21 protein-coding genes and 1 pseudogene are annotated in these 24,681 nt (G+C 64.1%); 11 read left to right on the top strand and 11 right to left on the bottom strand.

Going from position 1 to position 24,681, the window contains the following annotated elements:
- Positions 1-13 precede the first annotated feature (13 nt).
- From ACODS5_RS06310 to ACODS5_RS06295, 4 genes are all read left to right on the top strand, one after another.
- Positions 14-607, top strand: coding sequence for a YceI family protein (locus tag ACODS5_RS06310; RefSeq protein ID WP_134691516.1), 594 nt, complete (start codon positions 14-16; stop codon positions 605-607).
- Position 608: 1 nt separating this feature from the next.
- Positions 609-1,766: a phospholipase D-like domain-containing protein gene (locus ACODS5_RS06305; RefSeq protein WP_489108228.1), complete on the top strand. Its 1,158-nt coding sequence runs from the start codon at positions 609-611 to the stop codon at positions 1,764-1,766.
- Between the two features lie 74 nt (positions 1,767-1,840).
- Complete coding sequence (locus ACODS5_RS06300) at positions 1,841-2,419, top strand: DJ-1/PfpI family protein (protein ID WP_489108227.1); 579 nt, start codon at positions 1,841-1,843, stop codon at positions 2,417-2,419.
- A gap of 231 nt (positions 2,420-2,650) precedes the next feature.
- Positions 2,651-3,241 carry a GNAT family N-acetyltransferase gene (locus ACODS5_RS06295; RefSeq protein ID WP_489108226.1) on the top strand — a complete coding sequence of 197 codons (591 nt, stop codon included), beginning with the start codon at positions 2,651-2,653 and terminating at the stop codon, positions 3,239-3,241.
- Between the two features lie 52 nt (positions 3,242-3,293).
- On the opposite strand, the gene ACODS5_RS06290 is transcribed toward ACODS5_RS06295, so the two are convergent.
- From ACODS5_RS06290 to ACODS5_RS06275, 4 genes are all read right to left on the bottom strand, one after another.
- Positions 3,294-5,762, bottom strand: coding sequence for an RHS repeat-associated core domain-containing protein (locus ACODS5_RS06290; protein ID WP_489108225.1), 2,469 nt, complete (start codon positions 5,760-5,762; stop codon positions 3,294-3,296).
- Positions 5,759-8,347 carry an RHS repeat domain-containing protein gene (locus ACODS5_RS06285; RefSeq protein WP_489108224.1) on the bottom strand — a complete coding sequence of 863 codons (2,589 nt, stop codon included), beginning with the start codon at positions 8,345-8,347 and terminating at the stop codon, positions 5,759-5,761. The genes ACODS5_RS06290 and ACODS5_RS06285 overlap by 4 nt, the downstream gene beginning before the upstream one ends.
- 64 nt (positions 8,348-8,411) lie before the next feature.
- A complete protein-coding gene (locus ACODS5_RS06280; protein ID WP_489108223.1) occupies positions 8,412-9,371 on the bottom strand; it encodes a hypothetical protein in 960 nt (319 codons plus the stop codon).
- 137 nt (positions 9,372-9,508) lie between these two features.
- Positions 9,509-11,032 carry a fumarate hydratase gene (locus ACODS5_RS06275; RefSeq protein WP_217853116.1) on the bottom strand — a complete coding sequence of 508 codons (1,524 nt, stop codon included), beginning with the start codon at positions 11,030-11,032 and terminating at the stop codon, positions 9,509-9,511.
- A gap of 252 nt (positions 11,033-11,284) precedes the next feature.
- Between ACODS5_RS06275 and ACODS5_RS06270 the strand changes: the two genes are divergently transcribed.
- Positions 11,285-12,205: an iron-sulfur-binding ferredoxin reductase gene (locus ACODS5_RS06270; RefSeq protein ID WP_489108222.1), complete on the top strand. Its 921-nt coding sequence runs from the start codon at positions 11,285-11,287 to the stop codon at positions 12,203-12,205.
- Between the two features lie 124 nt (positions 12,206-12,329).
- Here ACODS5_RS06270 and pyk read toward each other — a convergent pair whose 3' ends face one another.
- On the bottom strand, positions 12,330-13,784 hold the full coding sequence (pyk, locus tag ACODS5_RS06265; protein WP_134691505.1) for a pyruvate kinase: 1,455 nt from the start codon (positions 13,782-13,784) through the stop codon (positions 12,330-12,332).
- A gap of 181 nt (positions 13,785-13,965) precedes the next feature.
- On the opposite strand from pyk, the gene ACODS5_RS06260 reads away from it, so the two are divergent.
- From ACODS5_RS06260 to sbcB, 3 genes are all read left to right on the top strand, one after another.
- Positions 13,966-14,352 (top strand): tol-pal system YbgF family protein, encoded by a 387-nt coding sequence (locus ACODS5_RS06260; RefSeq protein WP_134691504.1) that lies wholly within the window; start codon positions 13,966-13,968, stop codon positions 14,350-14,352.
- Positions 14,353-14,475: 123 nt separating this feature from the next.
- On the top strand, positions 14,476-14,835 hold the full coding sequence (locus ACODS5_RS06255; RefSeq protein ID WP_134691503.1) for a PilZ domain-containing protein: 360 nt from the start codon (positions 14,476-14,478) through the stop codon (positions 14,833-14,835).
- A gap of 61 nt (positions 14,836-14,896) precedes the next feature.
- Positions 14,897-16,327 carry an exodeoxyribonuclease I gene (gene sbcB, locus ACODS5_RS06250; RefSeq protein WP_134691502.1) on the top strand — a complete coding sequence of 477 codons (1,431 nt, stop codon included), beginning with the start codon at positions 14,897-14,899 and terminating at the stop codon, positions 16,325-16,327.
- A gap of 71 nt (positions 16,328-16,398) precedes the next feature.
- On the opposite strand, the gene mvaT is transcribed toward sbcB, so the two are convergent.
- Positions 16,399-16,776, bottom strand: a complete 378-nt coding sequence (mvaT, locus tag ACODS5_RS06245; RefSeq protein WP_134691501.1) for a histone-like nucleoid-structuring protein MvaT — start codon at positions 16,774-16,776, stop codon at positions 16,399-16,401.
- A 299-nt stretch (positions 16,777-17,075) separates the two neighbouring features.
- Between mvaT and purU the strand changes: the two genes are divergently transcribed.
- Both purU and ACODS5_RS06235 read left to right on the top strand, forming a co-directional pair.
- Positions 17,076-17,927: a formyltetrahydrofolate deformylase gene (gene purU, locus ACODS5_RS06240; protein WP_134691500.1), complete on the top strand. Its 852-nt coding sequence runs from the start codon at positions 17,076-17,078 to the stop codon at positions 17,925-17,927.
- Positions 17,928-17,948: 21 nt separating this feature from the next.
- Positions 17,949-18,182, top strand: a complete 234-nt coding sequence (locus ACODS5_RS06235; protein ID WP_134691499.1) for a hypothetical protein — start codon at positions 17,949-17,951, stop codon at positions 18,180-18,182.
- Here the strand turns inward: ACODS5_RS06235 and gpgF are convergent.
- From gpgF to ACODS5_RS06210, 5 genes and pseudogenes are all read right to left on the bottom strand, one after another.
- On the bottom strand, positions 18,088-19,080 hold the full coding sequence (gene gpgF / locus ACODS5_RS06230; RefSeq protein ID WP_489108221.1) for a glucosaminyl phosphatidylglycerol flippase: 993 nt from the start codon (positions 19,078-19,080) through the stop codon (positions 18,088-18,090). The two genes, ACODS5_RS06235 and gpgF, sit on opposite strands and share 95 nt — an antisense overlap.
- On the bottom strand, positions 19,077-19,841 hold the full coding sequence (gpgD, locus tag ACODS5_RS06225; RefSeq protein WP_134691497.1) for an N-acetylglucosaminyl phosphatidylglycerol deacetylase: 765 nt from the start codon (positions 19,839-19,841) through the stop codon (positions 19,077-19,079). The genes gpgF and gpgD overlap by 4 nt, the downstream gene beginning before the upstream one ends.
- The gene (gene gpgS / locus ACODS5_RS06220) at positions 19,834-20,955 is read right to left on the bottom strand and encodes an N-acetylglucosaminyl phosphatidylglycerol synthase (RefSeq protein ID WP_489108220.1); all 1,122 of its coding nucleotides are present in this window, start codon (positions 20,953-20,955) and stop codon (positions 19,834-19,836) included. The genes gpgD and gpgS overlap by 8 nt, the downstream gene beginning before the upstream one ends.
- 145 nt (positions 20,956-21,100) lie before the next feature.
- The gene (locus tag ACODS5_RS06215) at positions 21,101-21,865 is read right to left on the bottom strand and encodes a methyl-accepting chemotaxis protein (protein WP_371041571.1); all 765 of its coding nucleotides are present in this window, start codon (positions 21,863-21,865) and stop codon (positions 21,101-21,103) included.
- 93 nt (positions 21,866-21,958) lie between these two features.
- Positions 21,959-22,939 (bottom strand): annotated as a pseudogene (locus tag ACODS5_RS06210) (HAMP domain-containing protein); the annotation flags it as partial.
- Between the two features lie 207 nt (positions 22,940-23,146).
- Here ACODS5_RS06210 and ACODS5_RS06205 point away from each other — a divergent pair.
- On the top strand, positions 23,147-24,622 hold the full coding sequence (locus ACODS5_RS06205) for a helicase HerA-like domain-containing protein (RefSeq protein ID WP_134691494.1): 1,476 nt from the start codon (positions 23,147-23,149) through the stop codon (positions 24,620-24,622).
- Positions 24,623-24,681: the final 59 nt, after the last annotated feature.

The raw sequence follows: 24,681 nt of genomic DNA, 5'->3' as shown, positions 1-24,681 counted from the left end.
CACAGGATTTCACATGTTCAAGCCGTCTCGCCTGTTGCCCACCCTGTTGCTTCCACTGTTCATGGCCGTGGGCCTGCCCGCCCAGGCCAACTGGCACCTGGACGGCGAATCCTCACGGCTGTCGTTCGTCACCGGCAAGAACGGCAATATCGCCGAGGTCAGCCGTTTCCTGGTGCTGCACGGCAAGGTCGACCGCAAGGGCGCGGCCGAGGTAAGCATCGAGATGGACTCGATCAGTAGCGGCATTCCGCTGCGTGACGAGCGCATGCGCGACAACCTGTTCGCCTTCGAGCAGTTCCCCGAGGCCAAGGTGCAGGCCCAGATCGACCTGCACCCGATCAACGACCTGGCCGACGGTGCCCAGCTGGAACTGCGCCTGCCGGTGAGCGTGACCCTGCATGGCCAGACCCGCAGCTACAACACCCTGCTGCTGGCCACGCGCCTGGACGAGCGGCGCTTCCAGGTGGTGACCCTGGAGCCGCTGATCCTGCGCGCGGCGGATTTCGGCTTGCTGCCGGGCCTGGAAAACCTGCGCAAGCTGGCCGGGCTCAAGTCGATCAACCCGTCGGTGCCGGTGAGCGCGGTACTGATCTTCACCGCTCGCTGACATGCCGGGGCCGGTCTTCCCCTGGCGGGATGGCAACCAGTTCGAACTGTTGATCGATGGCCCCGAATTTTTCCCGCGCATGCTCCTGGCGATCGTGCGCGCCGAGTTCCAGGTCGACCTGGAGCTGTACCTGGTCGAGGGCGGTGCCTGCGCCGAGGCGGTGGTCGAGGCCCTGGAGCAGGCGGCCCAGCGTGGCGTGCGGGTGCGCTGCCTGTTCGACGACTATGGCTCGCTGGCGTTTCCCACGGTGCTGCGCGAGCGATTGCTGGCGGCCGGTGTGTACCTGCGCTGGTACAACCGCCTGCGCTGGCGCCGAGGTTTTCGCAACCTGTACCGCGACCACCGCAAGCTGCTGCTGGTGGACGAACGCTGGGCGGTGGTCGGTGGCACCGGTGTCACCGATGAGTTCTGGAGGCCCGACCAGGACACCAGCGAGTGGCATGAAGTGATGGTGCGCATGCAGGGGCCGATCGTCACCGACTGGCAATTGCTGTTCGACCGCCAGTGGCACGTCAACCAGCGTCGTACTGCCTGGCGTCCGCCGGAGGGCTTCGGCTTGCCGCGCCTGCCCCAGGTTCCGGCCCAGGGTCAGGGCATGGGCCGGGTGGCCTATGCCGACGCCCGCCAACACAAGGATATCCTGCATGCGCTGGTGCGGGCGCTGAACAGTGGCCAGCGACGCATCTGGCTGGCCACGCCATACTTTTTACCCACCTTCAGCGTGCGTCGCTCGCTACGTCGGGCCGCGCAGAAGGGCATCGACGTGCGCCTGCTGCTCACCGGCCCGCGCACCGACCATCCGGCGGTGCGCTATGCCGGGCATCGCTACTACCCGCGGCTGCTGCGCGCCGGGGTGCGGATCTTCGAGTACCAGCCGTGTTTCCTGCATCTGAAAATGGTGCTTGTGGACGACTGGGTCAGCGTCGGTTCGTGCAACTTCGACCACTGGAACCTGCGCTTCAACCTCGAGGCCAACATCGAGGCCCTCGATCCGCCGCTGACCGCCGCGGTGGCGGCCAGCTTCGAGCGCGACTTCGCCCAGAGCCTGGAAGTCGACTTGGCGCGCTGGCACGCCAGGCCGTTGTGGCGCCGGGTGCAGCAACGCCTGTGGGGTTGGCTGGACCGGCTGGTGGCCAATCTGCTCGACCGCCGCGACTAGCGACGTATATCGCCGTCACGCAAAGCAGACTATCGTGCTGGAATTGTTCCCAGACAACCGATGGAGTGGATGCGATGACGGCGAAGAAGATTCTCATGCTGGTGGGCGACTATGTGGAGGACTACGAGGTGATGGTGCCGTTCCAGGCCCTGGCCATGGTCGGCCATACCGTCCATGCCGTGTGCCCGGAGAAGATCGCCGGGCAGACGGTGCGCACGGCGATCCACGATTTCGAGGGCGAGCAGACCTACAGCGAGAAGCGCGGGCACAACTTCGCCCTGAACTACGACTTCGTCCAGGTGCGCGCCGAAAGTTACGACGCGTTGTTGATCCCCGGTGGCCGTGCGCCGGAGTACCTGCGTCTGAACGACAAGGTGCTGGAGCTGGTCAAGGCTTTCGACCAGGCTGGCAAGCCCATCGCCGCGGTGTGCCATGGCGCCCAGTTACTGGCGGCGGCTGGAGTGCTGGAAGGGCGCGAATGCAGCGCCTACCCGGCTTGCGCGCCGGAAGTGCGTCTGGCCGGAGGCACGTTCATCGATATCGCCGTGGACCAGGCGCATGTGCACGGCAACCTGGTGACGGCACCGGCGTGGCCCGCGCATCCGGCGTGGTTGGCGGCGTTTCTCAAGGCGCTGGGCACGCGTATTCAGTAGCTGCTCCGCGCCAGGCAGACCTTGCAAGGTCTTGGCGATTGTTTGGAATATCGTCGCATCAATGCACACGCCCGTCTGTGTGCGCCGGTGCCGCCGTGCGGTTTGGTTGCGGCCACGGAGAAATACCTGTCGCACACGGGCAAGGGCCGCGAGTGAGGGCGATGTTAGGGTGTCTCCTCAGGCCCGGCTTGGCCGAGCGCGGATCCACTGCGACCAGACGACTGCCTTCTCATGGACATATGCCTGCTGCATGGCGCGGCCATCGCGCCTTATATCGATGACCTGGCGCGCTTGCGCCTGACCGTGTTCCGCGAGTTTCCTTACCTTTATGACGCTTCGCTGGAGCAAGAGGCGGACCATCTGGCCCGTTACGCCGAGTCGGGACGCAGCCTTGTGGTGCTGGCGCTGGAAGGCGGCGAGGTGGTTGGCGCCGCCGCTGGCCTGCCATTGGTTGACGAGGCATCTGATTTCCAGCAAGCGTTCCTCGCGCAAGGCCGGGATCCGGCAGCGGTGTATTACTTTGCTGGATCGGTATTGCTGCCGGCGTATCGCGGCCAGGGTTTGGGCGTGCGCTTTTTCATCGAGCGCGAATCCTATGCCCACCAGTTGCTCGGGTTCGATGTCTGCGCGTTCTGTAGTGTGGAGCGGCCGGCTGGGCACCCGCAGCGGCCAGTGGACTACAAGCCGCTGCAGGGGTTCTGGCGCAACCGGGGGTTTTCGCATGAGCCATCGTTGCGCACGTCTTACCGATGGCGTGATCGGCAAGAGCAAGCACCATCGAACAAGATCATCTCGTTCTGGGTCAAGGCATTGCAGGTATAAGTCCGAGCCTGTGCTGACAGGACTCGTGCCAGCAACTGAAATGCGCCGATGTTCAGGCCATCTGGGGAAAATAGAACCGTCCTGTCGCGATCTCACGCCCTTGATAGTTCGGGCTGGAGAAGGAGCCTCGATCCCCCAACAACCGACGCATGAAGGGGATTTCCTGCGTAGGCGCCGTGGTATGGCTAGCGCTGAGGAAGAGCCTTTGCACATTGCGCAGGTCACCCACACCAATAACCTTGTCATAGCCATAAACCGGGCGTTGCAGATGATTGGCCAGTTGTTGTGCGGCCCCGCTCTTGCCACCTTCGCAGGCCAGCAGGAGTAGAGGCTCGCGCGGATCGGCGCCCTTGAGTCGTGGGGCGATTTCCTGGATGGCGACGCGCAGCGGATCGACCATCTTCCCCTCAGCGCTCATCAGCAGGCCATCCGCGGAACCGTGGGTCTCGAATGCCCTGTACTGGCCGAGGAACCGTTCGTGCCAGACCACATCGTGGCTGTATTGGCCTGGCCCAAGCCGTCTTTCGTACAGCGCCTGGCTTCCCCAATATTGCCGAGTGGGTGTACTGGACAGTGGCGCATGGAGCGCGTTGCGTCGCCCCCCACTGGCCACGCTGCTTGCCCGGCCTGGCATGCGCAAGCGCTTGCTCATCTGCCGCAATGTCCCTGTGCCTAGGCCAAGCAGCGCGCCGGTCACCAGGCTCCCGGCCCCGGTGCCGAGGGATATCCAACCGAGGATGCTGGCGGCTTTTTCATCCTTGCCACCGACGTGCATGGCCATGTCGGCCGCGCCCGTGCCAAGGGAGACGATGTTCAAGGCTGCCGTGGCAACGGCCAATGCACCGCTGGCACTGAGCCCACCGCTGGCAAGAAGGGCGGGTATGGCAGCCCCTATGCTGGCGACCGTGGCGACCAGGCCAATGGCAACCCCGGCGCCTGCCAGGACCCAGCTCTGCCAGCTGTGGCCGTCTGGGTCGTAGCGGTTGATGGGGTCGCCGCCACAGTACGCGTATGGGTTGATGCCGCCGCGGCCGAAGGGACTTTCGCTGTCGGGGGCAAGGAAGCACATCAGCAAGGGGTCGTAGGGACGGTATCCGGCCGGGCTGACCCAACCGGTAAGTGGCTCACGCCGCTCACCGCAGTAGCCAAAGGGGATTTGTCCAGCCTGCTCGGGTTCTGCGCCATGGCTGCTGTAGCGGCGGCTGAGCAAGTCACTGCCGGCCTCCAGGCGGACACTGCCCTGGCTATCGCAACCGAGCAGAATATTCTGGCGTACCCCATGGGTGACCCGGTTGACGGCGAACAGCGTGGTGTTGTCTGCGGCGAGCGCCAGACACTCACCTTCTCGCTGCTCGTGGGTCAGCTGGGCACCACTGTGGAAACTGCGGATGAGTACGTCGTCGACGACACGGTCGCACAGCTGGCCACTGGGCCTGTAATGGTAGTGACAAGTGCTACCCTGGTAGCGGACGCAGGCCAGGCGGCCCTGGCTGCTCCAGCCCATGCGACGGCCGAGGCTGTCGCTGACGACGCGGCCAGAGGCATCGTAGCTCAGCGTGATCTCGGCCGGCCAGCTGGGGTGGGTGTGGTTGATCGAAACGACCTGAGTGGGGTCGGTGTCCGCGTAGCGGAAGGTGGCGGTGTCAGCACTGCCGTCAGCGAAGCGACTGACGACTTCGCGCAGCCCATCGAATGGGTTGAAGGCGAAGCGCTGCTCGACGATGGCATTGCCGAACGGATCTTGCGGGGCGGCATCGGCGTTGGCGGTGTAATGCACCAGGCGCCCGCGCAGGTCGTAGGCAAAACGCTCCTGCGCTTGCCTGCCAGGTGCTTCCCAGGTGCGCGAGAGCAATTGATCGTGGTTGGAGTAAGCCTGCGTCTGGACAAAGGTGTGGCGCTGGCCGGCGTCGCTGACAGTGAAGGTGCAACGAGCCTCACGGCCGAAGCTGTCGTAGTCCAGCTGTTTGTCCAAAGTCTTGCCGCTGGCCAGATCCTCGGTGGAGATGATCGAGGGGCGTGAGAAAGCGTCGTAGCTGAAGGTGGTGCAAATGTCGCCGGTTCGTACACGGCATACCCGGCCGAAGGTATCGTAGGTGCGATGATGCTCAACATCTGCGGTATCGGTAAAACCGAGGCGCCGTCCGAGCAACGAGTGGCGCCAGTGGGTCGCATACGCTTGGCCATCCACCATCCAGGTGTCGCGCGTCAGTTGGCCAGATGGCGAGAAGTACCAGTGTTGCTCATCACGCAGGCCAATGGCCTGGATGGGCCGGCAGAGTTGTGCGTGATAGGCCAGCTGTTCGTTGGGTTCGCCATCGACCTGGATGGCGAGCAGGGCATTGCCCAAATGAGGCTCGTAGGTGAACGCCACGCGCTTGCCGTCGGGCAAGGTGTTGGCGGCTGGGGGGAGTTGACCGGGGCGATAGTGATAGTGGGTGGTGCGGCCGGTCACGCTGACCGACAGTTGACGCCCCAGGCCGTCGAAGGTCTGGCGGCCCATTTCGATTGGCACGGCAGTCATGGCTGGTGCTCCTGTGGTGGGGTGACGGTGAGGGACTCGACATGCGCATCGTCGCTATGGGCGGCGAATGTCCAGGACAGGCGGGTACCATCGGCCAGGGTCTGGCGGGTGATCCGTCCGTAGTGGTCATGCTCGGAGAGGGTGATGAGGGCGGGGCTACCCACAGCCTCGATGCGCTCTTCGATGACCCGACCCAGGCCGTCACGCACCTGTTTGTGGGTGCGGACCAGTTCACCATCGGCCGTCAGGTGTTGCTGTTCGATGGCAGCGCCTGAGGTATCGCGCAGGACCACGAGCTTTGCTCCCTGCGTTGTACCCGCCGATTGCCACTGCTCGCTACGCAGGGTGACAGGATCGTTCTGTAGGTGGCTGCTGATACCTTCAGGGCTGATGCTCAGGGCGGGTTGGCCCCAGTCGTCGTATGCCGTCGTGTGGGTCAAGGCGAGCACGCTGGCGTCGTTCGTGCCAAGCCAGTCGCGTTGGGTCTGGCTGATCGGTCGGCCAAGGGCGTCGTAGACAGTGTGCAATATTTCGCGAAAGGTGCCAGGGGCATGATCGAGGTCCTCACGCTCCTGTTTGACGACGCGGCCATCGCCGTCGAGCCACTGCCGTTGGCGGCAACCGGTGGAGTCGGTCTGCTCGACCATGACCGGGTTGTCCTGTGCGTTGGCGCGGACTGCGCGAGCCACGCTGTCGTCCAGGTGGTAGCGAGCGGTCTGCTCCGTCTGGTAAGGGCTGTCTGCGGCATTGACGGTACGTACGATGCGGCCCATGGCGTCGTAGTAATAGAGGCTGCAACTGCCGGCATGGTCACGTACCCAGGAGGTCTGCCCACTCAGAAGCGATTGGCCGTAGCTGTCGCTGGCACGATGCGCTTCGTCGTTCTCGAAGCCGGTGATCGTGGTTGTGTTGATCAGCTCGTCGTCGCTGATTTCGTACCGATAGGCGGTGGTGGTGCGTTTGCCGTTGAGCTCGGTGACACTCTCGGCTTCACGACCGTAGGCCACGCCTGGTGTCTTGATGTAAGACTGCTGGGTTGCCTCCAGGACACGATGACCCTGTTCGTCGAGCAGGCGTTCACTGGCCACCAGAACATGTGCAGGCGCGCCCTCGAGCAGCGAGGGGAGCAATTCATAGGTAAAGGCTGTACTCAGGGTTGGCGCGCTGCCAGGGGCCTGTGCGGGGCGGGTGATCTTTTTCTTGAGCCAGCGCACCATGCCCAGTGGGTCCGCTGGGCAACCTTCGTCGCCCTCGGCGGGGTAGTAGAGGTTGATCTCCTCGATGCCGCTTGGGTAGCTCACGTAGGTGATATTGGCGAAGTCATCATAGCGGTAGGTTGTGGTTTCACTGCGGCTGGCACCGTCTCGGGCATGGTCGGTCCACGTGGTGGTGATCCGGTGAGGCAGTTGGCAACTGGCGGGTTGCTGTTCCCAGGTCAGATCAGGGTCGACGCCATAATGTGTGTACGTGTGGGTCTCGCACTCGCCCAGGCGGGTCGTTTCGCTGACCAGCAGGTGAAAGCGGTCCCATACCCGTTCGATGCTGCCCAGCTCCCGGCCGCTGGCATCGGTGAGCGTTTCGATACATTGGTACTGATATTCGCTTTCGACCTGATACAGATTGTCCCGTCCAGTCTGCCAGGAGAAGGCCTGCTGGCTGCCAAAACCCAGGTAATTGGTGGTGCCGAGCCATTGGTAATGGTGAGCCCGTTCGTTACCCGGTATGCCGGTGCCATGATTCCATGACAGCACCCGCGGCAAATAAGGGAACGGTGCATCGGCGGGCAAGTGATGCCCCTGGCGACCGCTCGCCCAGGTGATGGTGTCATGCGCGCCCAGCGGGCTGCGCACCTCACAGGGCAACAGCAGGCGCGCGCCATCGGGCAGAAGCTCTTCGTCGTAGTCGATGCTGATGGGGGACGCGACTTCGGGCAGGTGGATCTCTACAAGGCGTTCATTGCTCAACACCAGCCGCAGCACCGCGGCCTGGGTGGTTTGCGGGTTGAGGGTAAGTTCTACCTCGTCCTCCCGTTGCTCCACGCTCAACAGGTTGCGCTGCTCATCGCGGATGCACTGAAGAATGAAGTGGCCATCATTGCCGTAGGGCGCCCAGTCGATGAACAGGCGATGGCCTTCCGGGGAGTGCATCTGCTCGACCAGATAGCGGCCGCTGGCTTGTTGTTCACGCAGGATTTCGCGCGTGCCGGACTTGTTGTCTATTCGATAATCGCCATCGGCTTGAGGGGTGACGCGCAGGGTCGCGAGTTTCTGGTCGATGAAGGTCAACGGGGTATCGGGCGCGAAAGTCGAGGCCTCCTGGTCGATGGCGTACTGTTCGCCGGACGCGAGCCTCAGCGTGTTCTGGTCGAGCTCGGACAGCCCCAGGGCCCAGCCCAGCCCGTAGCCTCTGTTGGCATTTGAACCCAGCATATTGAAGGCCAGGGTGATCGACAGCGCCGGACCACTCAGTTGGTTGGCGGGAGGAAGCGGCAGGGTGAGCGCCAAGGTGAACTGGCCTGTGCGGTTGTCCACGCCAGTTTTCATGAATTCCAGGAAGTTACTGGTCTGGGTATGCAGGCTTGACATGGTTAGCGTCTCAGGAACGTGAAGGGGCGAATGGAGCCCCGTTGCGGGGCTCCGACGCATTGGGTCAGTCGTTGGCCTGGGTAAGGCGGAACTGGACGTTGCGACCTGACTCGGTGGCGAAAAACGCGATACCGTAGGCGTTGCCATGCTTGTCCAGCACGGTCCAGCGGCTGGCGTGTTCTGCCCGATCACTGTAATGGCGGCGATAGAACCGCTGGTGGTAGAGGCTCAGGGTCATGTGGTTGGGGCGGTTGGAAAAGAGCGGTTGTGCGCCGCCGGTGTAGCGCTCGAACGTTTCATTCACGCCGTAGGCGGTCACGTGGCAATACTGGCTGTAGTCGTTGGTACCGGTGAATGAAACCAGGACATGCTCCCAGTTGTGGCGCCAGTAGAATGCTTCACCCGAGGGCGTGGCAAGGGCGTGGCTCTCGACGATCCTGTTCCTCGGGTCGCTGAAACCGAAGTGGCCTACCTGGTACTCGAACTCATCGTCGTGAACACCCTCGACGTTGTAGCTTTCATTTTTTTTCTCAAGCTCCAGGCTGAACATCGATGCATGTGGCTCAGGCGTGGCGATGGACTCGATCACTACCGACGACTGGAAGGGGGCGCGGTTGGTTTCGAAGTGGGTCTGCTCGTCCTTCCAGATGCCGGCATACAGTGTGCTCAGTGTCCCGCCCGCGTGGGTGGAGCTGACGTAGAAGCGCCGACGCAGGGTGCGCGGGGATGACTGCATGAGAGCGCTAGGTATCGCTCCGGAGGCGGCGTGGTAGGCAAATCGGCTGTCGCGCCGGTCGGTCACCTGCAGGTCGCCTTGCAAGTCTCGTGGGATGCCATCGTCGTCGATGACGATCAGCTGCAGGGTGGCGAGCTGTTCGGCGCTGATCTGCTGGCCTTTGCGTGGTTCGATGCTGATGGTGACTTCGACTTGCTGGCGACCATTGGCGAAGACGCGACTGGCATTGGAGGTGATGGCGACTTCGAAGCGGCTGAGCCACTGATTGGCCTGTTGTGTGTAGTTCATGAGCGATGCCCGCTGTGGGATACGAGCCTCATTAAAGTGGGAGCTAGCCAGACGACAGCGGTACATAGATCTCACGGCTGCCAAGGAGCAAAAAAAAACCGCTCCAGAGGAGCGGCTTTTTTGCTACGGCAGGGGGGTTACTTCACTTCCACCGCCAGGCTTTCGGCGATCTTGCTCTGCCACAGCGCAGGGCCGGTGATGTGCACCGACTCGCCCTGGCTGTCCACCGCGACGGTGACCGGCATGTCCTTGACCTCGAACTCGTAGATCGCTTCCATGCCCAGCTCGGCGAAGGCCAGGACCTTCGACTTGCGAATGGCCTGGGCCACCAGGTAGGCGGCGCCGCCGACGGCCATCAGGTACACGGCCTTGTTGTCCTTGATCGCCTCGATGGCGGTCGGGCCACGTTCGGACTTGCCGATCATGCCCAACAGGCCGGTCTGCTCGAGGATCTGGCGGGTGAACTTGTCCATGCGGGTAGCGGTGGTCGGGCCGGCTGGGCCTACCACTTCGTCACCGACCGGGTCGACCGGGCCGACGTAGTAGATGAAACGGCCTTTGAGGTCCACCGGCAGTTCTTCGCCACGGTTGAGCATTTCGACCATGCGCTTGTGCGCGGCGTCGCGGCCGGTGAGCATCTTGCCGTTGAGCAGGATGGTCTCGCCCGGCTTCCAGCTGGCGACTTCTTCCGGGGTGATGGCGTCGAGGTTCACGCGACGCGCGCTTGGGCCGGCTTCCCAGACGATTTCCGGGTAGGCGTCCAGCGACGGCGCTTCCAGTTCGGCCGGGCCGGAGCCGTCGAGCACGAAGTGGGCGTGGCGGGTGGCGGCGCAGTTGGGGATCATGCACACCGGCAGCGAGGCGGCGTGGGTCGGGTAGTCCATGATCTTGACGTCGAGCACGGTGGTCAGGCCGCCCAGGCCCTGGGCGCCGATGCCCAGCTGGTTGACCTTGTCGAACAGCTCCAGGCGGATCTCTTCGATGCGGTTCTGCGGGCCGCGGGCCTTGAGCTCATGGATGTCGATGGACTCCATCAACACTTCCTTGGCCATCACCGCGGCTTTCTCGGCAGTACCGCCGATGCCGATGCCGAGCATGCCAGGCGGGCACCAGCCAGCGCCCATGGTCGGCACGGTCTTGAGCACCCAGTCGACGATCGAGTCGGATGGGTTGAGCATGGCCATCTTCGACTTGTTCTCCGAGCCGCCGCCCTTGGCGGCGACGTCGACCTCGACCTTGTCGCCAGGGACGATGGAGTAGTGGATGACCGCCGGGGTGTTGTCCTTGGTGTTCTTGCGGGCACCGGCCGGGTCGGCCAGGATCGAGGCGCGCAGGACGTTCTCGGGCAGGTTGTAGGCGCGGCGCACACCTTCGTTGATCATGTCGTCGACGCTCAGGGTGGCGCCATCCCAGCGCACGTCCATGCCGACGCGCACGAACACGGTGACGATACCGGTGTCCTGGCAGATCGGGCGGTGGCCGGTGGCGCACATGCGCGAGTTGATCAGGATCTGGGCGATGGAGTCGCGCGCGGCAGGCGACTCTTCACGCAGGTAGGCCTCGTGCATCGCCTGGATGAAGTCGACGGGGTGGTAGTACGAAATGAATTGCAGGGCGTCGGCGACGCTCTGAATCAGGTCGTCTTGCTTGATCACGGTCATGCAGCGCGCTCCTCTTAAAGACGGGAACATTCGAAAAGGCATTCCGACAGTGCACACCTGTATGTCAGGAACGCCTGGCAAGGCTCCGGCTGGTCGGGCCGGGGCAAAAAGGCGCGGCAGTATACCGCGCCCCGCCGCGGGAAACACCTGCGGGTGGTCTGGACCATGGTCGGCTGCCGCGCGGGCATCCTTTTTGCTGCCAATGCGCGCTTGGCATACAGTGACCCGAAGAACGATGGAGACAGACCGACCATGCCCGAACTTTGCGTGGGCGAGCGCCGCTGGGTGGTGCCGTCCGGCAGCAACCTGCTCGATGCCTTGAACGAGGCCGGGCTCGCTGTGCCCTACAGCTGCCGCGCCGGCAGCTGCCATGCCTGCCTGGTGCATTGCCTGGCCGGGCAGCCGGTGGATGCCTTGCCCGAAGCCCTGGCGCTGGACCAGCACGCCCAGGGCTGGCGCCTGGCCTGCCAGTGCCGGGTAGTCGAGGACCTGCGTGTGGCGGTGTTCGACCCGCACCGCGACGGCGTGCCGGCGCGGGTGTGCGCGGTGGACTGGTTTGGCGATGTGCTGCGTTTGCGGCTGAAACCGCAGCGCACGCTGCGCTATCAGGCGGGGCAGCATGTGGTGCTGTGGCTGGGCATGGTGGCCCGCCCATACTCGCTGGCCAGCCTGCCGGGGGAGGATGATTTTCTCGAGTTTCATATCGACTGCCAGCGGCCGGGCGCATTCTGCGACCTTGCGCGTGGCTTGCAGGTTGGCGATGGGATACGCCTTGGCGAACTGCGCGGCGGCGCCTTGCATTACGAACTGGACTGGCAGGATCGGCCCTTGTGGCTGCTGGCGGCGGGTACCGGGCTGGCACCGTTGTGGGGCATCTTGCGCGAGGCGTTGCGCCAGGGGCATCGGGGGGAGATCAGGGTGGTGCATGTGGCGCGCGATGGCGCTGGGCATTATCTGGACGGGCCGTTGCTTGAAATGGCGGGGGTGAATGTCGAGCTGGTCTTGGCCGATCGGATGGATGAGGCGCTGGCGCGGTTGCGGCCGTCATCGCGGCAGACGGTGGCGCTGGTGTGCGGCGGCGCGGGGAGTGTCGAGCGGTTTGCCCGGCGGTTGTTCATTGCCGGGGTGCCGCGGGGGCAGGTGTTTGCCGATGTGTTCGTCGAACATGCCTGAGTGAGCTGGGAGGGCTTTGCCCTCCTTTCGCGACACAAGGCCGCTCCTACAGGAAAATGCGATCGCCTGTAGGAGCGGCCTGGTGTCGCGATAGGGCCGCAAAGCGGCCCCAACGGGAGCAGGATCAGCCGACCAGCGGATCACCTACGTGCAGGATCTTCATGCCGTTGGTGCCACCGATGGTGTGGTAGCTGTCGCCCTTGGTCAGGATCACCCAGTCACCTTGCTCTACCAGGCCGCGCTTGAGCAGCTCGTCGACGGCCGCCTGGCTGACCTTGTCGGCCGGCAGCGAGGCCGGATCGAAGGCGATCGGGTAGACGCCGCGGAACATGTTGGCACGGGCCTGGGTGGCGCGGTGCGGCGACAGGGCGAAGATCGGCACGTGCGAACGCAGGCGCGACATGATCAGCGGGGTGTAGCCGCTTTCGGTAAGGGCGATGATCGCCTTCACGCCGGGGAAGTGGTTGGCCGTGTACATGGCCGCCAGGGCGATGGACTCGTCGCAGCGCTCGAAGGTGGTGTGCAGGCGGTGGCTGGACTTCTGGCTGGTCGGGTGCTTTTCGGCGCCCGAGCAGATACGGGCCATGGCCTGTACCGCTTCGATCGGGTAGGCGCCGGCGGCGCTTTCGGCCGACAGCATCACCGCATCGGTGTTGTCCAGCACGGCGTTGGCCACGTCGGACACTTCGGCGCGGGTCGGCATCGGGTTCTGGATCATCGACTCCATCATCTGGGTCGCCACGATCACCGCCTTGTTGTTGCGGCGGGCGTGCTGGATGATCTTCTTCTGGATGGCGATCAGCTCGGCGTCGCCGATTTCCACGCCCAGGTCGCCACGGGCGACCATGACGGCGTCGGAGGCGAGGATCAACTGGTCGAGGGTCTCGTCGTCGGCCACCGCCTCGGCGCGTTCGATCTTGGCCACCAGCCAGGCGCTGCCGCCGGCTTCGTCACGCAGCTTGCGGGCGTATTCCATGTCGCTGGCGTCCCGCGGGAACGACACCGCCAGGTAGTCCAGGTCCATTTCCGCAGCCAGCTTGATGTCGGCCTTGTCTTTTTCGGTCAGGGCCGGTGCGGTCAGGCCGCCACCTTTGCGGTTGATGCCTTTGTGGTCCGACAACGGGCCGCCGATCATCACCACGCAGTGCAGGGCGTCTGCGGTGGCGGTTTCGACGCGCATGACCACGCGGCCATCGTCGAGCAGCAGTTCGTCACCGACGCCGCAGTCCTTGACCAGGTCGGGGTAGTCGATGCCGACGATGTCCTGGTTGCCTTCGGTCAGTGGGTGGGCGGTGGAGAAGGTGAATTTGTCACCGACTTTCAGTTCGATGCGCTTGTTGGCGAACTTGGCGATGCGGATCTTCGGACCCTGCAGGTCGCCCAGCAGCGCGACGTGGCGGCCGTTCTTGGCGGCAATCTCGCGGATCAGGCGGGCGCGGGCCTTGTGCTCGTCCGGGGTGCCGTGGGAAAAGTTCAGACGTGCCACGTCCAGGCCGGCGAGGATCAGCTGTTCGATCACTTCCGGCGAGTTGCTGGCGGGGCCAAGGGTGGCGACGATTTTGGTACGGCGGATGGTCATGCACAGACTCCTATAGTGAAGCGCAGCAGCAGGCTACTCCTCAATTGCGTTGTAGTCATTGTTCCGTTGCACTACCGGCATGCAAGGCAGGGTGGCATTTGAACGGCAGGGGTATGCTTGCAAAAGGCGGTGAAGATTTGCCGGCAAAGGCCGATACACTGCCCATCAAAGGAGAATTCCCATGCGCACCCTGATCGTTTTGACCATGGCGGCCAGTGTCGTCGGCTGCACCCGCTGGTCCATGGACCACCACCTGAACAACGCCTACCGCGCCTACGACCGCGGCGATTGCGCACGGGTGATGCTGGAGCTGTCGCAGGTCGACCGCACCAGCCGCGCGCGGCCGTTCATCCACCCGGAGGCCTCGCTGCTACGTGGCCAGTGCCTGGAGCGGCAGAAACTGTACGTCGACGCGGCCCAGACCTACCAGTACCTGATCCAGCAATACCCACGCAACGAGTACGCCTACCGTGCCCAGGCCCGTCTGCAGACCCTGGAGAAGCTCGGTCACCTGCGTGACGGCGGCACGGCGGTGGCCAAGCCGGTCAGCGCTACACCTTGGCGTTAATCCGAAGGTGTCGATGATTTCATGTAGTCGGCGGGTCGGGCTGGGCTAAGCTGTTAAAACGTTGTAACGATTATCGCCAGTACCTTGTCTTCCTGGCTCCAGGTACAGGATTTCACTGCGATCATGTTTATCGAGCGACATATAGAACGTCACCAGTTGCCTTGCGTACTCAAGGTCTACAACCGCTGCACCGATCAACAGATCGGCTATCTGGGCAATGCCTCCGAGGACGGCCTGATGCTGATCAGCCAGCTGCCGGTGCTGGTGGGGCCGGACTTCGAACTGCAACTGCGGGTGCCCCTGGCCGGTGGCGGCGCGCAGTTCATCAACCTGACCGCCAGTTGCCTGTGGTGCCGTGAAGACGAGACCCCTGGGCATTACGATGCAGGCTTCATGCTGCTGCAGGCCCCCACTGAATACGACGAATTCGTTCGCTCGTTGCGTGGCTATTTCAGCTTCCGTCCGCTGAACGCCTCCGCCTGAGGCTGGCCCAGGCCCGCCCTGGGCCGCTAGACTCTGGTCGACCTTGTTACAGGAAGACCCCGTGAGCTCCAGCATCTTCTGGCACGACTACGAAACCACCGGCATCAACCCGCGCTGCGACCGCCCGTTGCAGATGGCCGGAGTGCGCACCGACCTTGATCTCAACGAGATCGAAGCGCCGATCAGCCTCTATTGCCGTCCTTCCGACGATATCCTGCCGCACCCGGCGGCCTGCCTGGTCACCGGCATCACCCCGCAGCAACTGGCCAGCCAGGGCTTGGGCGAAGCCGAGTTCATGACCCGGGTGCACCAGCAATTGTCGCGCCCGGGCACCTGCGGCGCCGGCTACAACACCCTGCGCTTCGACGATGAAGTCACCCGCTACAGCCTCTATCGTAATTTCTTCGACCCGTATGCCCGCGAATGGCAGGGCGGCAACAGCCGCTGGGACCTGATCGATGTGGTGCGCACCGCCTATGCCCTGCGCCCGGAAGGCATCGAGTGGCCGCAGCAGGATGGACGTACCAGCCTGCGCCTGGAGCTGCTGAGCAAGGCCAACGGCCTGGATCACGGCCAGGCCCACGAAGCGCTTTCCGACGTACGGGCAACCATCGCCCTGGCGCGCCTGATTCGCCAGAAGCAGCCAAAGTTGTACGACTGGTTGTTCCAGTTACGCAGTAAGCACAAGGTCATGGAACAGATTCGTCTGTTGCAGCCATTGGTGCATGTTTCCGGGCGTTTCTCGGCCCAGCGCAACTATATCGGCGTGGTGCTGCCCTTGGCCTGGCACCCGCGTAATCGCAATGCATTGATTGTCTGCGACTTGCAACAGGATACCCGGCCCTTGCTCCAGGAAAGTGCAGAAGCCTTGCGCCAGCGGTTATACACGCGGCGTGAAGACATGGCCGAGGGCGAACTACCGGTGCCACTGAAGTTGGTGCACATCAACCGTTGCCCAGTGCTGGCCCCCTTATCGGTATTGCGCCCTAACGATCAGCAACGCCTGGACATCGACTTGCCGGCCTTGCAGTCAAGTGGCGAGCAGTTGGCCAATCAGCAGGCGCAATGGCAGGACAAGTTGGCGATCATCTTCCAGGAGGAAGGGTTCGCAGCGAATGAGGATCCCGAGCAGCAGTTGTATGACGGATTTATTGGTGACCGGGACAAGCGCCTGAGCGAGCAAGTGCGTGACACAGACCCAGGACTATTGGGCAAGCAGCACTGGATGTTCGACGACGCGCGGTTGCCGGAGTTGTTGTTCCGCTACCGCGCCCGCAACTTCATCGACACCCTGGATGAACAGGAGCGTGCCCGTTGGCATGGCTTCTGTCAGCAACGCCTGACCGATCCGGTGTATGGCGCGCCAACCACTGTCGGTGACTTCGAGCTGGCATGCCAGAGCAGTTGGGGCGAGGCCAGCGAAGCGGGGCGGCAGGTGCTGGCGGCCTGGTTGGAACATATCCGACAGCTGAAAATGAACTACCAACTGTGAAATAAGCAGACAAACAAAAACGCCGGCAAATGCCGGCGTTTTCATTGTGCAGCGATGTGCGATATCGCGGCTCAGTCGAGCAGGGTGGCCCAGCTCTCTACGACATCACCGCCCCACTTGGCTTTCCACTCTTTCAGGGTTTTGTGGTTGCCGCCCTTGGTTTCAATAACCTCGCCATTGTGCGGGTTCTTGTATTGCTTGACCTTGCGCGCACGCTTGGTGGCGGTGGTCTTGACGGCGGCACGTGGCGCCTTGCTCAGTTTGCTTTCCGGGTCGAGCAGGGCAATGACGTCACGCAGCGACTTGGAGTACTCACCCATCAGGGTGCGCAGCTTGCCTTCGAATTCCAGTTCTTGCTTCAGCTTGTCGTCTTGCGACAGGTTGGCCAGACGGGCCTGAAGTTCTTTGATCGCTTCTTCGGTGGCGCGGTATTCGTTGATCAGGGACATGGAGAGTTCCTTAATACGTTGACAGAGACAGTGCGGCCAATAATAGACAGGCGATACTCTCAAGTAAACAATAAAAAAGTCCTGCATCAATTAATAGCAGCGGCAGTATTCATCAGGCGAAGGTTAAGAAAAATTTACATAGCGCTCGGCCAATGGCCATTTCCTTGTGGGATGAAGGGAAAAGCGTTGTGGCTTTTGTTGCTCAAGGGCCGAGTAGCATCGGCGGGCAGATCATTACTGCGTTTTTCCTGGCAGCTCGCTAGAATGTGCGCCTTTGCGAAGTTCTGGAGTTTTTCCTCATGCGCACCTATCGATTGGTGATTGCCTGCCCCGACCGTGTCGGTATCGTGGCCAAGGTCAGTAATTTCCTGGCCCTCTACAATGGCTGGATCACCGAGGCCAGCCACCACTCCGACGAACAGAGCGGTTGGTTCTTCATGCGCCATGAGATCCGCGCCGAATCCCTGCCGTTCGGTATCGATGCGTTCCGCGAGGCCTTTGCGCCAATCGCCGAAGAGTTTTCCATGACCTGGCGGATCACCGATTCGGCACAGAAGAAGCGCGTGGTACTGATGGCCAGCCGCGAGTCGCACTGCCTGGCCGACTTGTTGCACCGTTGGCACACCGACGAACTCGATTGCGAAATCCCATGCGTGATTTCCAACCACAACGATCTGCGCAGCATGGTCGAGTGGCACGGCATTCCGTTCCACCACGTGCCGGTCGATCCGCAGGACAAGCAGCCGGCGTTTGCCGAAGTCTCGCGTCTGGTCGAGGAGTGCGGCGCCGATGCCGTGGTGCTGGCGCGCTACATGCAGATCCTGCCGCCACAGCTGTGCCAGGCATACGCCGAGAAAGTCATCAACATCCACCACAGCTTCCTGCCGTCGTTCGTCGGCGCCAAGCCTTACCACCAGGCGGCCCTGCGTGGCGTGAAGCTGATCGGCGCGACCTGCCACTACGTCACCGAAGAGCTGGACGCCGGCCCGATCATCGAGCAGGACGTGGTGCGTGTCAGCCATGCCGATAGCATCGAGGACATGGTCCGCTTCGGCCGTGACGTGGAGAAGATGGTCCTGGCCCGTGGCCTGCGCTACCACCTGGAAGACCGCGTGCTGGTGCACGGCAACAAGACCGTGGTGTTCAACTAAGGTTTGGGGCGAGGGACAGCCATGGCGGCGCCTGGTGACAAGGCCGGTGCTTCATTGCCCGCCACCTTGGGCGAGGGCTGCCTGGCACGTTTCGACCCCAGCGCCTTGAGCGCCGAGGATGGTACCGAGTTTCCCGGTGCCGCCGAGCTCTGGGCCGTGCTCAACCCGCCTGGCGACGACGGCGCTGCAACAGCGGACGCGCCAGCAGGCAGACGAACACCGGCCCACCGGCGAACAGATAGAAGTAATAGGTAACCGCGCGCCAGATCAGGATCGCCGCGGCCGCTGTCGAACTCCCCACCAGCGGCGCCAACAAGGTCGCCGAAGTCAGCTCCGCCGCGCCGGCGCCGCCGGGCAGCAGGCTGAACTGCCCGGCGCTGAGCGCGAGCATCTGCACCAGGAAGCTCGGAATCCACGCCAGTTCCACGCCCAAGCCCTTCAACACCAGGTACAGCACGCTGTAGCGCAGGCACCAGTGTGCGCACGTGAGGGTGAAGACCAATGCCAAGGTGCGCTTGGGCAGGCGCCAGGTGTCGGCCAGGGCGCGGACGAAGCGCAGCAACTTGCGCGCCCAGCGTCGTCGGCGCGCCGGGGCCATGCCCAGGCGGCTCAGCAGGCGGCCGTTGCCGCGCATCAGCGCGCGCCGATAGCGCAGCAGCAGGGCAATGCCCGCCAGGGCCGCGCATAGCAGCACGGTGCTGCCCAGCAGCATGTGCCGCTGGCTGTGGCCGAGGCTGTGGAACAGGGCGTAACCGGCAATCGTCAGCATGGCGCAAAAGAAGAACACCAGGTCGTTCAACTGGTCCATGGCGAACACCGCGCCGCTGCGCGAGGGGGCGATGCGCTCGCGGGCCAGCAAGGCCATCAGCGTCAGCGGGCCGCCGCTACCACCGGGAGTGGTGCAGATGGCGAACTCGGTGGCCATGATCACCCCCAGGCTGCGCAGCCGCCCAACCTGCGCGGCCTGTTCGCCCAGCAGCAGGCGCAGGCGCAAGGCGTTGATGACCCAGCACAGCAGGATCATCCCCAGCAACAAGGCCATCAGCCCGGGGGCGAAGGCTTGCAGGCGTGGCAGCAGTTCGCTGCCGCCTAGCAAGGCCGGGACCAGTACCGCCAGCAGCACGGCCAGGCCCAGCCAGCCCAGGCGGTTCACCGGGTGGCCTGGCGGGCCAGCCAGGTGGACTTGGTCAGCGGTTCGCGCCCCTCGGCCAGCAACTGCCGCAGGGTGTCCAGCCAGTAGTTGCGGGCGCTGGCGTGGCGCATGTCCACCGGGTGCAGGCCCAGGCGTAAGGTGGGGGCGTCGCGCCAGCGCCGGCATTGCCAGTCGCTGAGTGCTTTCGACAGGCCCCGGCGCCAGGCACTGCGGGCGCTCCAGACCAGGCCGGGGGCGCTGTAGGCGGTGAAGTCCGGCAGCCGATACAGGTGCTGCGGCGTGCTGGTGTAGCGCAGGGGCAGCTGGCGCAGGGCCTGGCGGGTGCCGGCGCTCATCAGCCAGGCCGGGGCGACGAAGCCTGCGACCGGCCAGCCCTGCTGGCCGAACAACGCCAGCCCAGCCTCCAGCCGTTGCAAGGCCTGGGCTTGGTCCAGGCTGTAGAACTCTCCTTCGTGGGTATAGAGGCGGCGCATGAAGAACTCGCCCGGCCCGCGTGGCGGCGGGCCGTCGTCGGCGTGGTAGTAGCCATGCAGGGCCAGCTCGTCGCCGCAGGCCAGGCGTCGTTCGAGCAAGCGGCAAAAGGTCGGTGAGCGGGTCAGTGCATTGCGGTGATGAAAGTCCGGCACGACCAGCCAGGTCATGGGCACGTTGCCAAGTTCGTCGATGGCCTGGACGAACGGCTGGTAGTCCGGCCAGGTTTCCGGCGCGACGTCGTGCAGCACCAGCATCAGGCTGCGCGCGCTGCCCGGCTGCTCAGCCATGGGCACGCACCTGGGGCTGATGCCCCAGCACGGCGCGGTAGTGATGCAGCAGGCCGTTGACCACCGCGTCCCAGCTGTAATGGTGCTCGGCATGCCGACGAGCCTGGGCGCCCAGCGTCCGCACCCCGGTCTCGAACACCTCGCGCACGGCGTTGGCCATGGCTGGGCCATCGTTGGCTGGGCACAGGCGGCCGCACTGGTCGTTGACTATTTCGCTGAATGCACCGGCGTGCACGGCTACTACCGGGGTGGCGCTGGCCATGGCCTCGAGGATGACCAGGCCGAAGGTTTCCTGGTCGCCGGCATGCACCAGCAGATCGGCGCTGGCCAGCAGCCGGGCGACCTCGTGCGCTGGGCAGAAGTGGTCGATTACGCTGACGTTGGCCGGCACGCTGGCGGGCATGTTCGAGCCTACCAGCAACAGGTGGTAGTGCGCCCCCAGGGCGCGCATGCAGTCGAGCAGCACCGGCAGGTTCTTTTCCCGCGAGCCGCGCCCGGCGAACACCAGCAGGCGGCTGGTGTCGGCGATGCCCAATGCGGCGCGCAGGCCGGGGTCGCGGCGATCCGGGTGAAACAGCGCCAGGTCGACCCCCAGGCGCTGCACATGCACATCGTTGACGCCGAGCTGGCGCAGCTTGTCGGCCATCACCTGGCTGGGCGCCAGGACCCGGTCGAAGTTGCCGTAGAGCTTGCTGACATAGGCCTCGACGTTGGGCGTGAACCAGTTGCCCATGCGGTTGCTGACCAGCAAAGGCAGGTCGGAGTGGTAAAAGCCGATCACCGGCACGTCGAGCTGGCGCCGGGCCTCGAGGGCGGCCCAGGCGGTGAGGTAGGGGTCGCCGACCTCGATCAGCTCGGGCTGCAGGCGGCGCAGCACCTGGCACCAGGGGGCCAGGCGCAGGGGGAAGCGGTAACCGTTGCCGAACGGCAGTGGCGGGGCGGGAACCTGGTAGACACCATCGGCATGGCCGGCGTTGGCGCCGGGGATCAGCAGGCTGTGGCGTACGCCGGGCATGGCGTCGAGGCGGCGGTGTTTGGCATCAAGATAGGTCCGTACGCCGCCGCTGGCCGGGGCGTAGAACATGGTGATGTCGGCGATGTGCACGATCAGCATCCCTCCGGGATCGTCCTCGGGTGTGTCATCTGGCGATGACGCGCCTAAAGGTTGACCTTATTGAAGGATAGTTTGTTCGATCGTGTTTCGAGGCGCGCTGTAGCCGCCAACCAGGCTGGCGGCTACAGCGCGGGAGGGCGCAAGGTCAGATGCGGAAACTGCCGACCAGGTGCTTGAGGCGGCCGGCCTGCTGCTCGAGGTCCGAGCAGGCGCGCAGGGTGGCCTGCAGGTTCTCGACGCCCTCCTGGTTGAGCATGTTGATCTCGTTGATGTCCATGTTGATCGAGTCGACCACGGCGGTCTGCTCCTCGGTAGCGGTGGCCACCGACTGGTTCATGCCGTCGATCTCGCCGATACGCTGGGTCACGCTGCCCAAGCGTTCACCAGCCTGGTTGGCAATGTCCATGCTGTCCTGGCTGTGGCGCTGGCTCTGGCCCATGGTGTCGACCGACTCGCGGGCGCCGACCTGCAGCTCCTCGATCATGGTCTGCACCTGTTGCGCCGACTCCTGGGTGCGGTGGGCCAGGTTGCGCACCTCATCGGCGACCACGGCGAAGCCACGCCCGGCCTCGCCGGCGCGGGCGGCTTCGATGGCGGCGTTGAGCGCCAGCAGGTTGGTCTGCTGGGAGATGCTGGTGATTACTTCGAGGATCTGACCGATGTTGACGGTCTTGTTGTTCAGCGTCTCGATGTGCTCGCTGGAGGTGACGATCAGGTCCGACAGGCGGTTCATCGCATCGATGTTGCGCTGCACCACCTGCTGGCCTTCCTCGGCCAGCAGGCGCGCGGAGCTGGCGTGCTGCGAGGCCTGGGCGGCGTTACCGGCGATTTCCTGGGCGGCGGCGCCGAGTTGGTTGATGGCGGCGGCGACGCTGTTGGTGCGGTTGGACTGCTCGTCGGAGTTGGCCATCGACGAGTTGGAGGCGCTGATCACCCGCAGGGCCACTTCGTTGACCTGCTCGGTGGCCGAGGACACTTCGCGGATCGAGCCATGGATACGCTCGACGAAGCGGTTGAAGGCAGCGCCGAGGATGCCGAATTCGTCGTGGTTGTGGATTTCCAGGCGGCGGGTCAGGTCGCCTTCGCCTTCGGCGATGTTGCTCATGGCGCGGGTCATGGTGTGCAGCGGTTGCATCAGTACGCGGATCAGCAGGCCGAGCAGGGCGATGATGATCACCACCGCCACCAGGGTGGCGATCACCGCCGAGGTGCGGAAGGTGCTGAGCATCGAGAAGGCCTTGTCCTTGTCCACCGACAGGCCGATGTACCAGTTGGCCGAGGGCAGGCCCTTGACCGGGGTGAAGGTCAGCAGGCGGGTCTGGCCGTTCAGCTCGATCTCGGTCAGGTCGCGGGACAGCCTTGGGGTGTTCTGTGGGAACAGGTCCGACAGCGACTTCATCACCAGGTTCTTGTCCGGGTGCACCAGGATCTTGCCCTGGTCGTTGACCAGGAAGGCATAGCCCATGCCACCGAAATTCAGCGAGTTGATGATATCCACCAGGCCGTCGAGGGCCAGGTCGCCGCCGACCACGCCGACCGAGCGCGAGGCGGTGCTGATGATCGAGATGACCATCTTGTTGGTGGCCATGTCGATATACGGCTCGGTGAGGATCGGGCCGCTGGCGTTCAGGCCATCCTTGTACCAGGGGCGCACGCGCGGGTCGTAGCCGTCGGGCATCTTGGTGTCCGGGCGTACGGTGAAGGTGCCGTCGGGCTGGCCCAGGTAGATGGTCAGGAAGCTTGAGGTCAGGGCATTCTGGCCCAGCAGGGTGCCGGTGTTCTGCGGGAACTGGGCCAGGTTCTGCGCCACGTTCTCGACCAGTTTGATGCGGCCTTCGAACAGGTTGCGGATGTTGGTAGAGGTGGAGTCGCCCATCTCGGCAAGGTAGTTCTCCAGATCCTCGCGAATGGCGTTACGCTGGAGATAGTCGTTGTACAGGGTGAACAGGCTGAAGGCGAGGATCACGATCAGTGATGCCGCCATGAGAATCTTGTGGCTGAAACGAAGGCTTTTATTCATGACGTGAGGCGTCCGCTAAGGTTTTGTTATCGGGTCGTTCGCACAAAGCACGGCTGGAAAACAGTGCAACATTTCCCGGGGTCCTTGTCGGGGTTGTTACTGTCTTTCTAGGAGAATCATTTCGAAATATCGGCACATATGTGACAGAACTTGAGCAGGGGAAGGATGAAGATGTCAGATTCTTCGCAAATGGTTGTAGGAGCAGGCCCTGATGGCCAACCGGTAACCCAGGCCATGCGCCTGGCCAACCGCCACGGCCTGGTGGCGGGGGCGACCGGTACCGGCAAGACCGTCACCTTGCAGCACCTGGCCGAGCTGTTCAGCGATGCCGGCGTCGCGGTCTTCGCCGCCGACGTCAAGGGCGACCTGTGCGGCTTGGGGGCGGCCGGCGCGCCCCAAGGCAAGGTGGCCGAGCGTATTGCCGGCATGCCCTGGCTGAACTATCGGCCCCAGGCCTATCCGGTCAGTTTGTGGGATGTCGCCGGGCAGACCGGGCACCCGCTGCGCACCACCCTGAGCGAGATGGGCCCGCTGTTGCTGGGCAACCTGTTGGAGCTGACCGACAGTCAGCAGGCGGCGTTGTACGCCGCGTTCAAGGTGGCTGACCGCGAAGGCCTGCTGCTGCTTGACTTGAAAGACCTCAAGGCCTTGCTCGCCCACCTCAAGGACAATCCGCAGTTGCTCGGCGAGGACAGCGCGCTGATGACCAGCGCGTCGACTCAGGCCTTGCTGCGCCGCCTGGCGACCCTGGAGCAGCAAGGCGCCGAGGCGCTGTTCGGCGAGCCAGCGCTGCAGCTCGAAGACCTGCTGCGCCTGGATGGCGATGGCCGCGGGCGTATCCACCTGCTCGACGCCAGTCGCCTGGTGCACGATGCACCCAAGGTCTACGCGACCTTCCTGCTCTGGCTGCTGGCCGAGCTGTTCGAGCAACTGCCTGAGCGGGGCGACGCCGACAAACCGGTGTTGGCGCTGTTCTTCGACGAGGCGCACCTGCTGTTCAACGGCACGCCCAAGGCCCTGCAGGATCGCCTGGAGCAGGTGGTGCGGCTGATCCGCTCCAAGGGTGTGGGGGTGTACTTCGTCACCCAGTCGCCGGGCGATCTGCCGGATGCGGTGCTGGCGCAGTTGGGCTTGCGCATTCAACATGGCTTGCGCGCGTTCACTGCCAAGGAGCAGAAGTCGCTGCGCGCCGTGGCCGATGGTTTCCGACCGAACCCGGCGTTCGACAGTCTGGCGGTGCTCACCGAGCTGGGCATCGGCGAGGCGCTGGTCGGCACCCTGGAAGAAAAGGGCACACCGGCCATGGTCCAGCGCGTGCTGATCGCGCCGCCGCAGTCACGCATCGGGCCGTTGAGCGCGGCCGAGCGCAGTGCGTTGATCGCTGCATCTCCCCTGGCTGGGCGCTATGACAAGCCGATCGATCGCGAGTCGGCCTACGAGCTGCTGACCCAGCGCAAAGGCGAGCCGGTGGAGCCGGCACCGCAGCCCAAGGCTGACGAGGATAGCTTTGCCGACAAAGCCGGCGAGTTCCTGCAGAGTGCCGCCGGGCAGGCGATCAAGTCGGCGGTGCGCCAGGCGGCCAACCAGTTGGGCCGGCAGTTGGTGCGTGGGCTGATGGGGTCGTTGCTAGGAGGCAAGAAGCGCTAGGCCGTATGCCAAGTCCGTTCCATGCGCACTTCCTGTAGGAGCCAGCCTTGCTGGCGAAC

The sequence above is a fragment of the Pseudomonas sp. FG47 genome, assembly GCF_057809115.1.
The sequence above is the reverse complement of the archived record's forward strand: the minus strand, read 5'-3'. Positions and strand labels throughout refer to the sequence as shown.

Coding starts and splice junctions, on each gene's coding strand:
- ACODS5_RS06270 (WP_489108222.1), top strand. CDS start 11,285: ATGCCCGAACTTTGCGTGGGCGAGCGCCGCTGGGTGGTGCCGTCCGGC.
- ACODS5_RS06280 (WP_489108223.1), bottom strand. CDS start 9,371: ATGAACTACACACAACAGGCCAATCAGTGGCTCAGCCGCTTCGAAGTC.
- gpgD (WP_134691497.1), bottom strand. CDS start 19,841: ATGGCTGAGCAGCCGGGCAGCGCGCGCAGCCTGATGCTGGTGCTGCAC.
- pyk (WP_134691505.1), bottom strand. CDS start 13,784: ATGACCATCCGCCGTACCAAAATCGTCGCCACCCTTGGCCCCGCCAGC.
- ACODS5_RS06295 (WP_489108226.1), top strand. CDS start 2,651: ATGGACATATGCCTGCTGCATGGCGCGGCCATCGCGCCTTATATCGAT.
- ACODS5_RS06235 (WP_134691499.1), top strand. CDS start 17,949: ATGGCGGCGCCTGGTGACAAGGCCGGTGCTTCATTGCCCGCCACCTTG.
- purU (WP_134691500.1), top strand. CDS start 17,076: ATGCGCACCTATCGATTGGTGATTGCCTGCCCCGACCGTGTCGGTATC.
- ACODS5_RS06305 (WP_489108228.1), top strand. CDS start 609: ATGCCGGGGCCGGTCTTCCCCTGGCGGGATGGCAACCAGTTCGAACTG.
- gpgS (WP_489108220.1), bottom strand. CDS start 20,955: ATGCTGATCGTGCACATCGCCGACATCACCATGTTCTACGCCCCGGCC.
- ACODS5_RS06205 (WP_134691494.1), top strand. CDS start 23,147: ATGTCAGATTCTTCGCAAATGGTTGTAGGAGCAGGCCCTGATGGCCAA.
- ACODS5_RS06215 (WP_371041571.1), bottom strand. CDS start 21,865: ATGGCCAACTCCGACGAGCAGTCCAACCGCACCAACAGCGTCGCCGCC.
- ACODS5_RS06255 (WP_134691503.1), top strand. CDS start 14,476: ATGTTTATCGAGCGACATATAGAACGTCACCAGTTGCCTTGCGTACTC.
- ACODS5_RS06275 (WP_217853116.1), bottom strand. CDS start 11,032: ATGACCGTGATCAAGCAAGACGACCTGATTCAGAGCGTCGCCGACGCC.
- mvaT (WP_134691501.1), bottom strand. CDS start 16,776: ATGTCCCTGATCAACGAATACCGCGCCACCGAAGAAGCGATCAAAGAA.
- ACODS5_RS06300 (WP_489108227.1), top strand. CDS start 1,841: ATGACGGCGAAGAAGATTCTCATGCTGGTGGGCGACTATGTGGAGGAC.
- ACODS5_RS06260 (WP_134691504.1), top strand. CDS start 13,966: ATGCGCACCCTGATCGTTTTGACCATGGCGGCCAGTGTCGTCGGCTGC.
- ACODS5_RS06290 (WP_489108225.1), bottom strand. CDS start 5,762: ATGACTGCCGTGCCAATCGAAATGGGCCGCCAGACCTTCGACGGCCTG.
- ACODS5_RS06285 (WP_489108224.1), bottom strand. CDS start 8,347: ATGTCAAGCCTGCATACCCAGACCAGTAACTTCCTGGAATTCATGAAA.
- ACODS5_RS06310 (WP_134691516.1), top strand. CDS start 14: ATGTTCAAGCCGTCTCGCCTGTTGCCCACCCTGTTGCTTCCACTGTTC.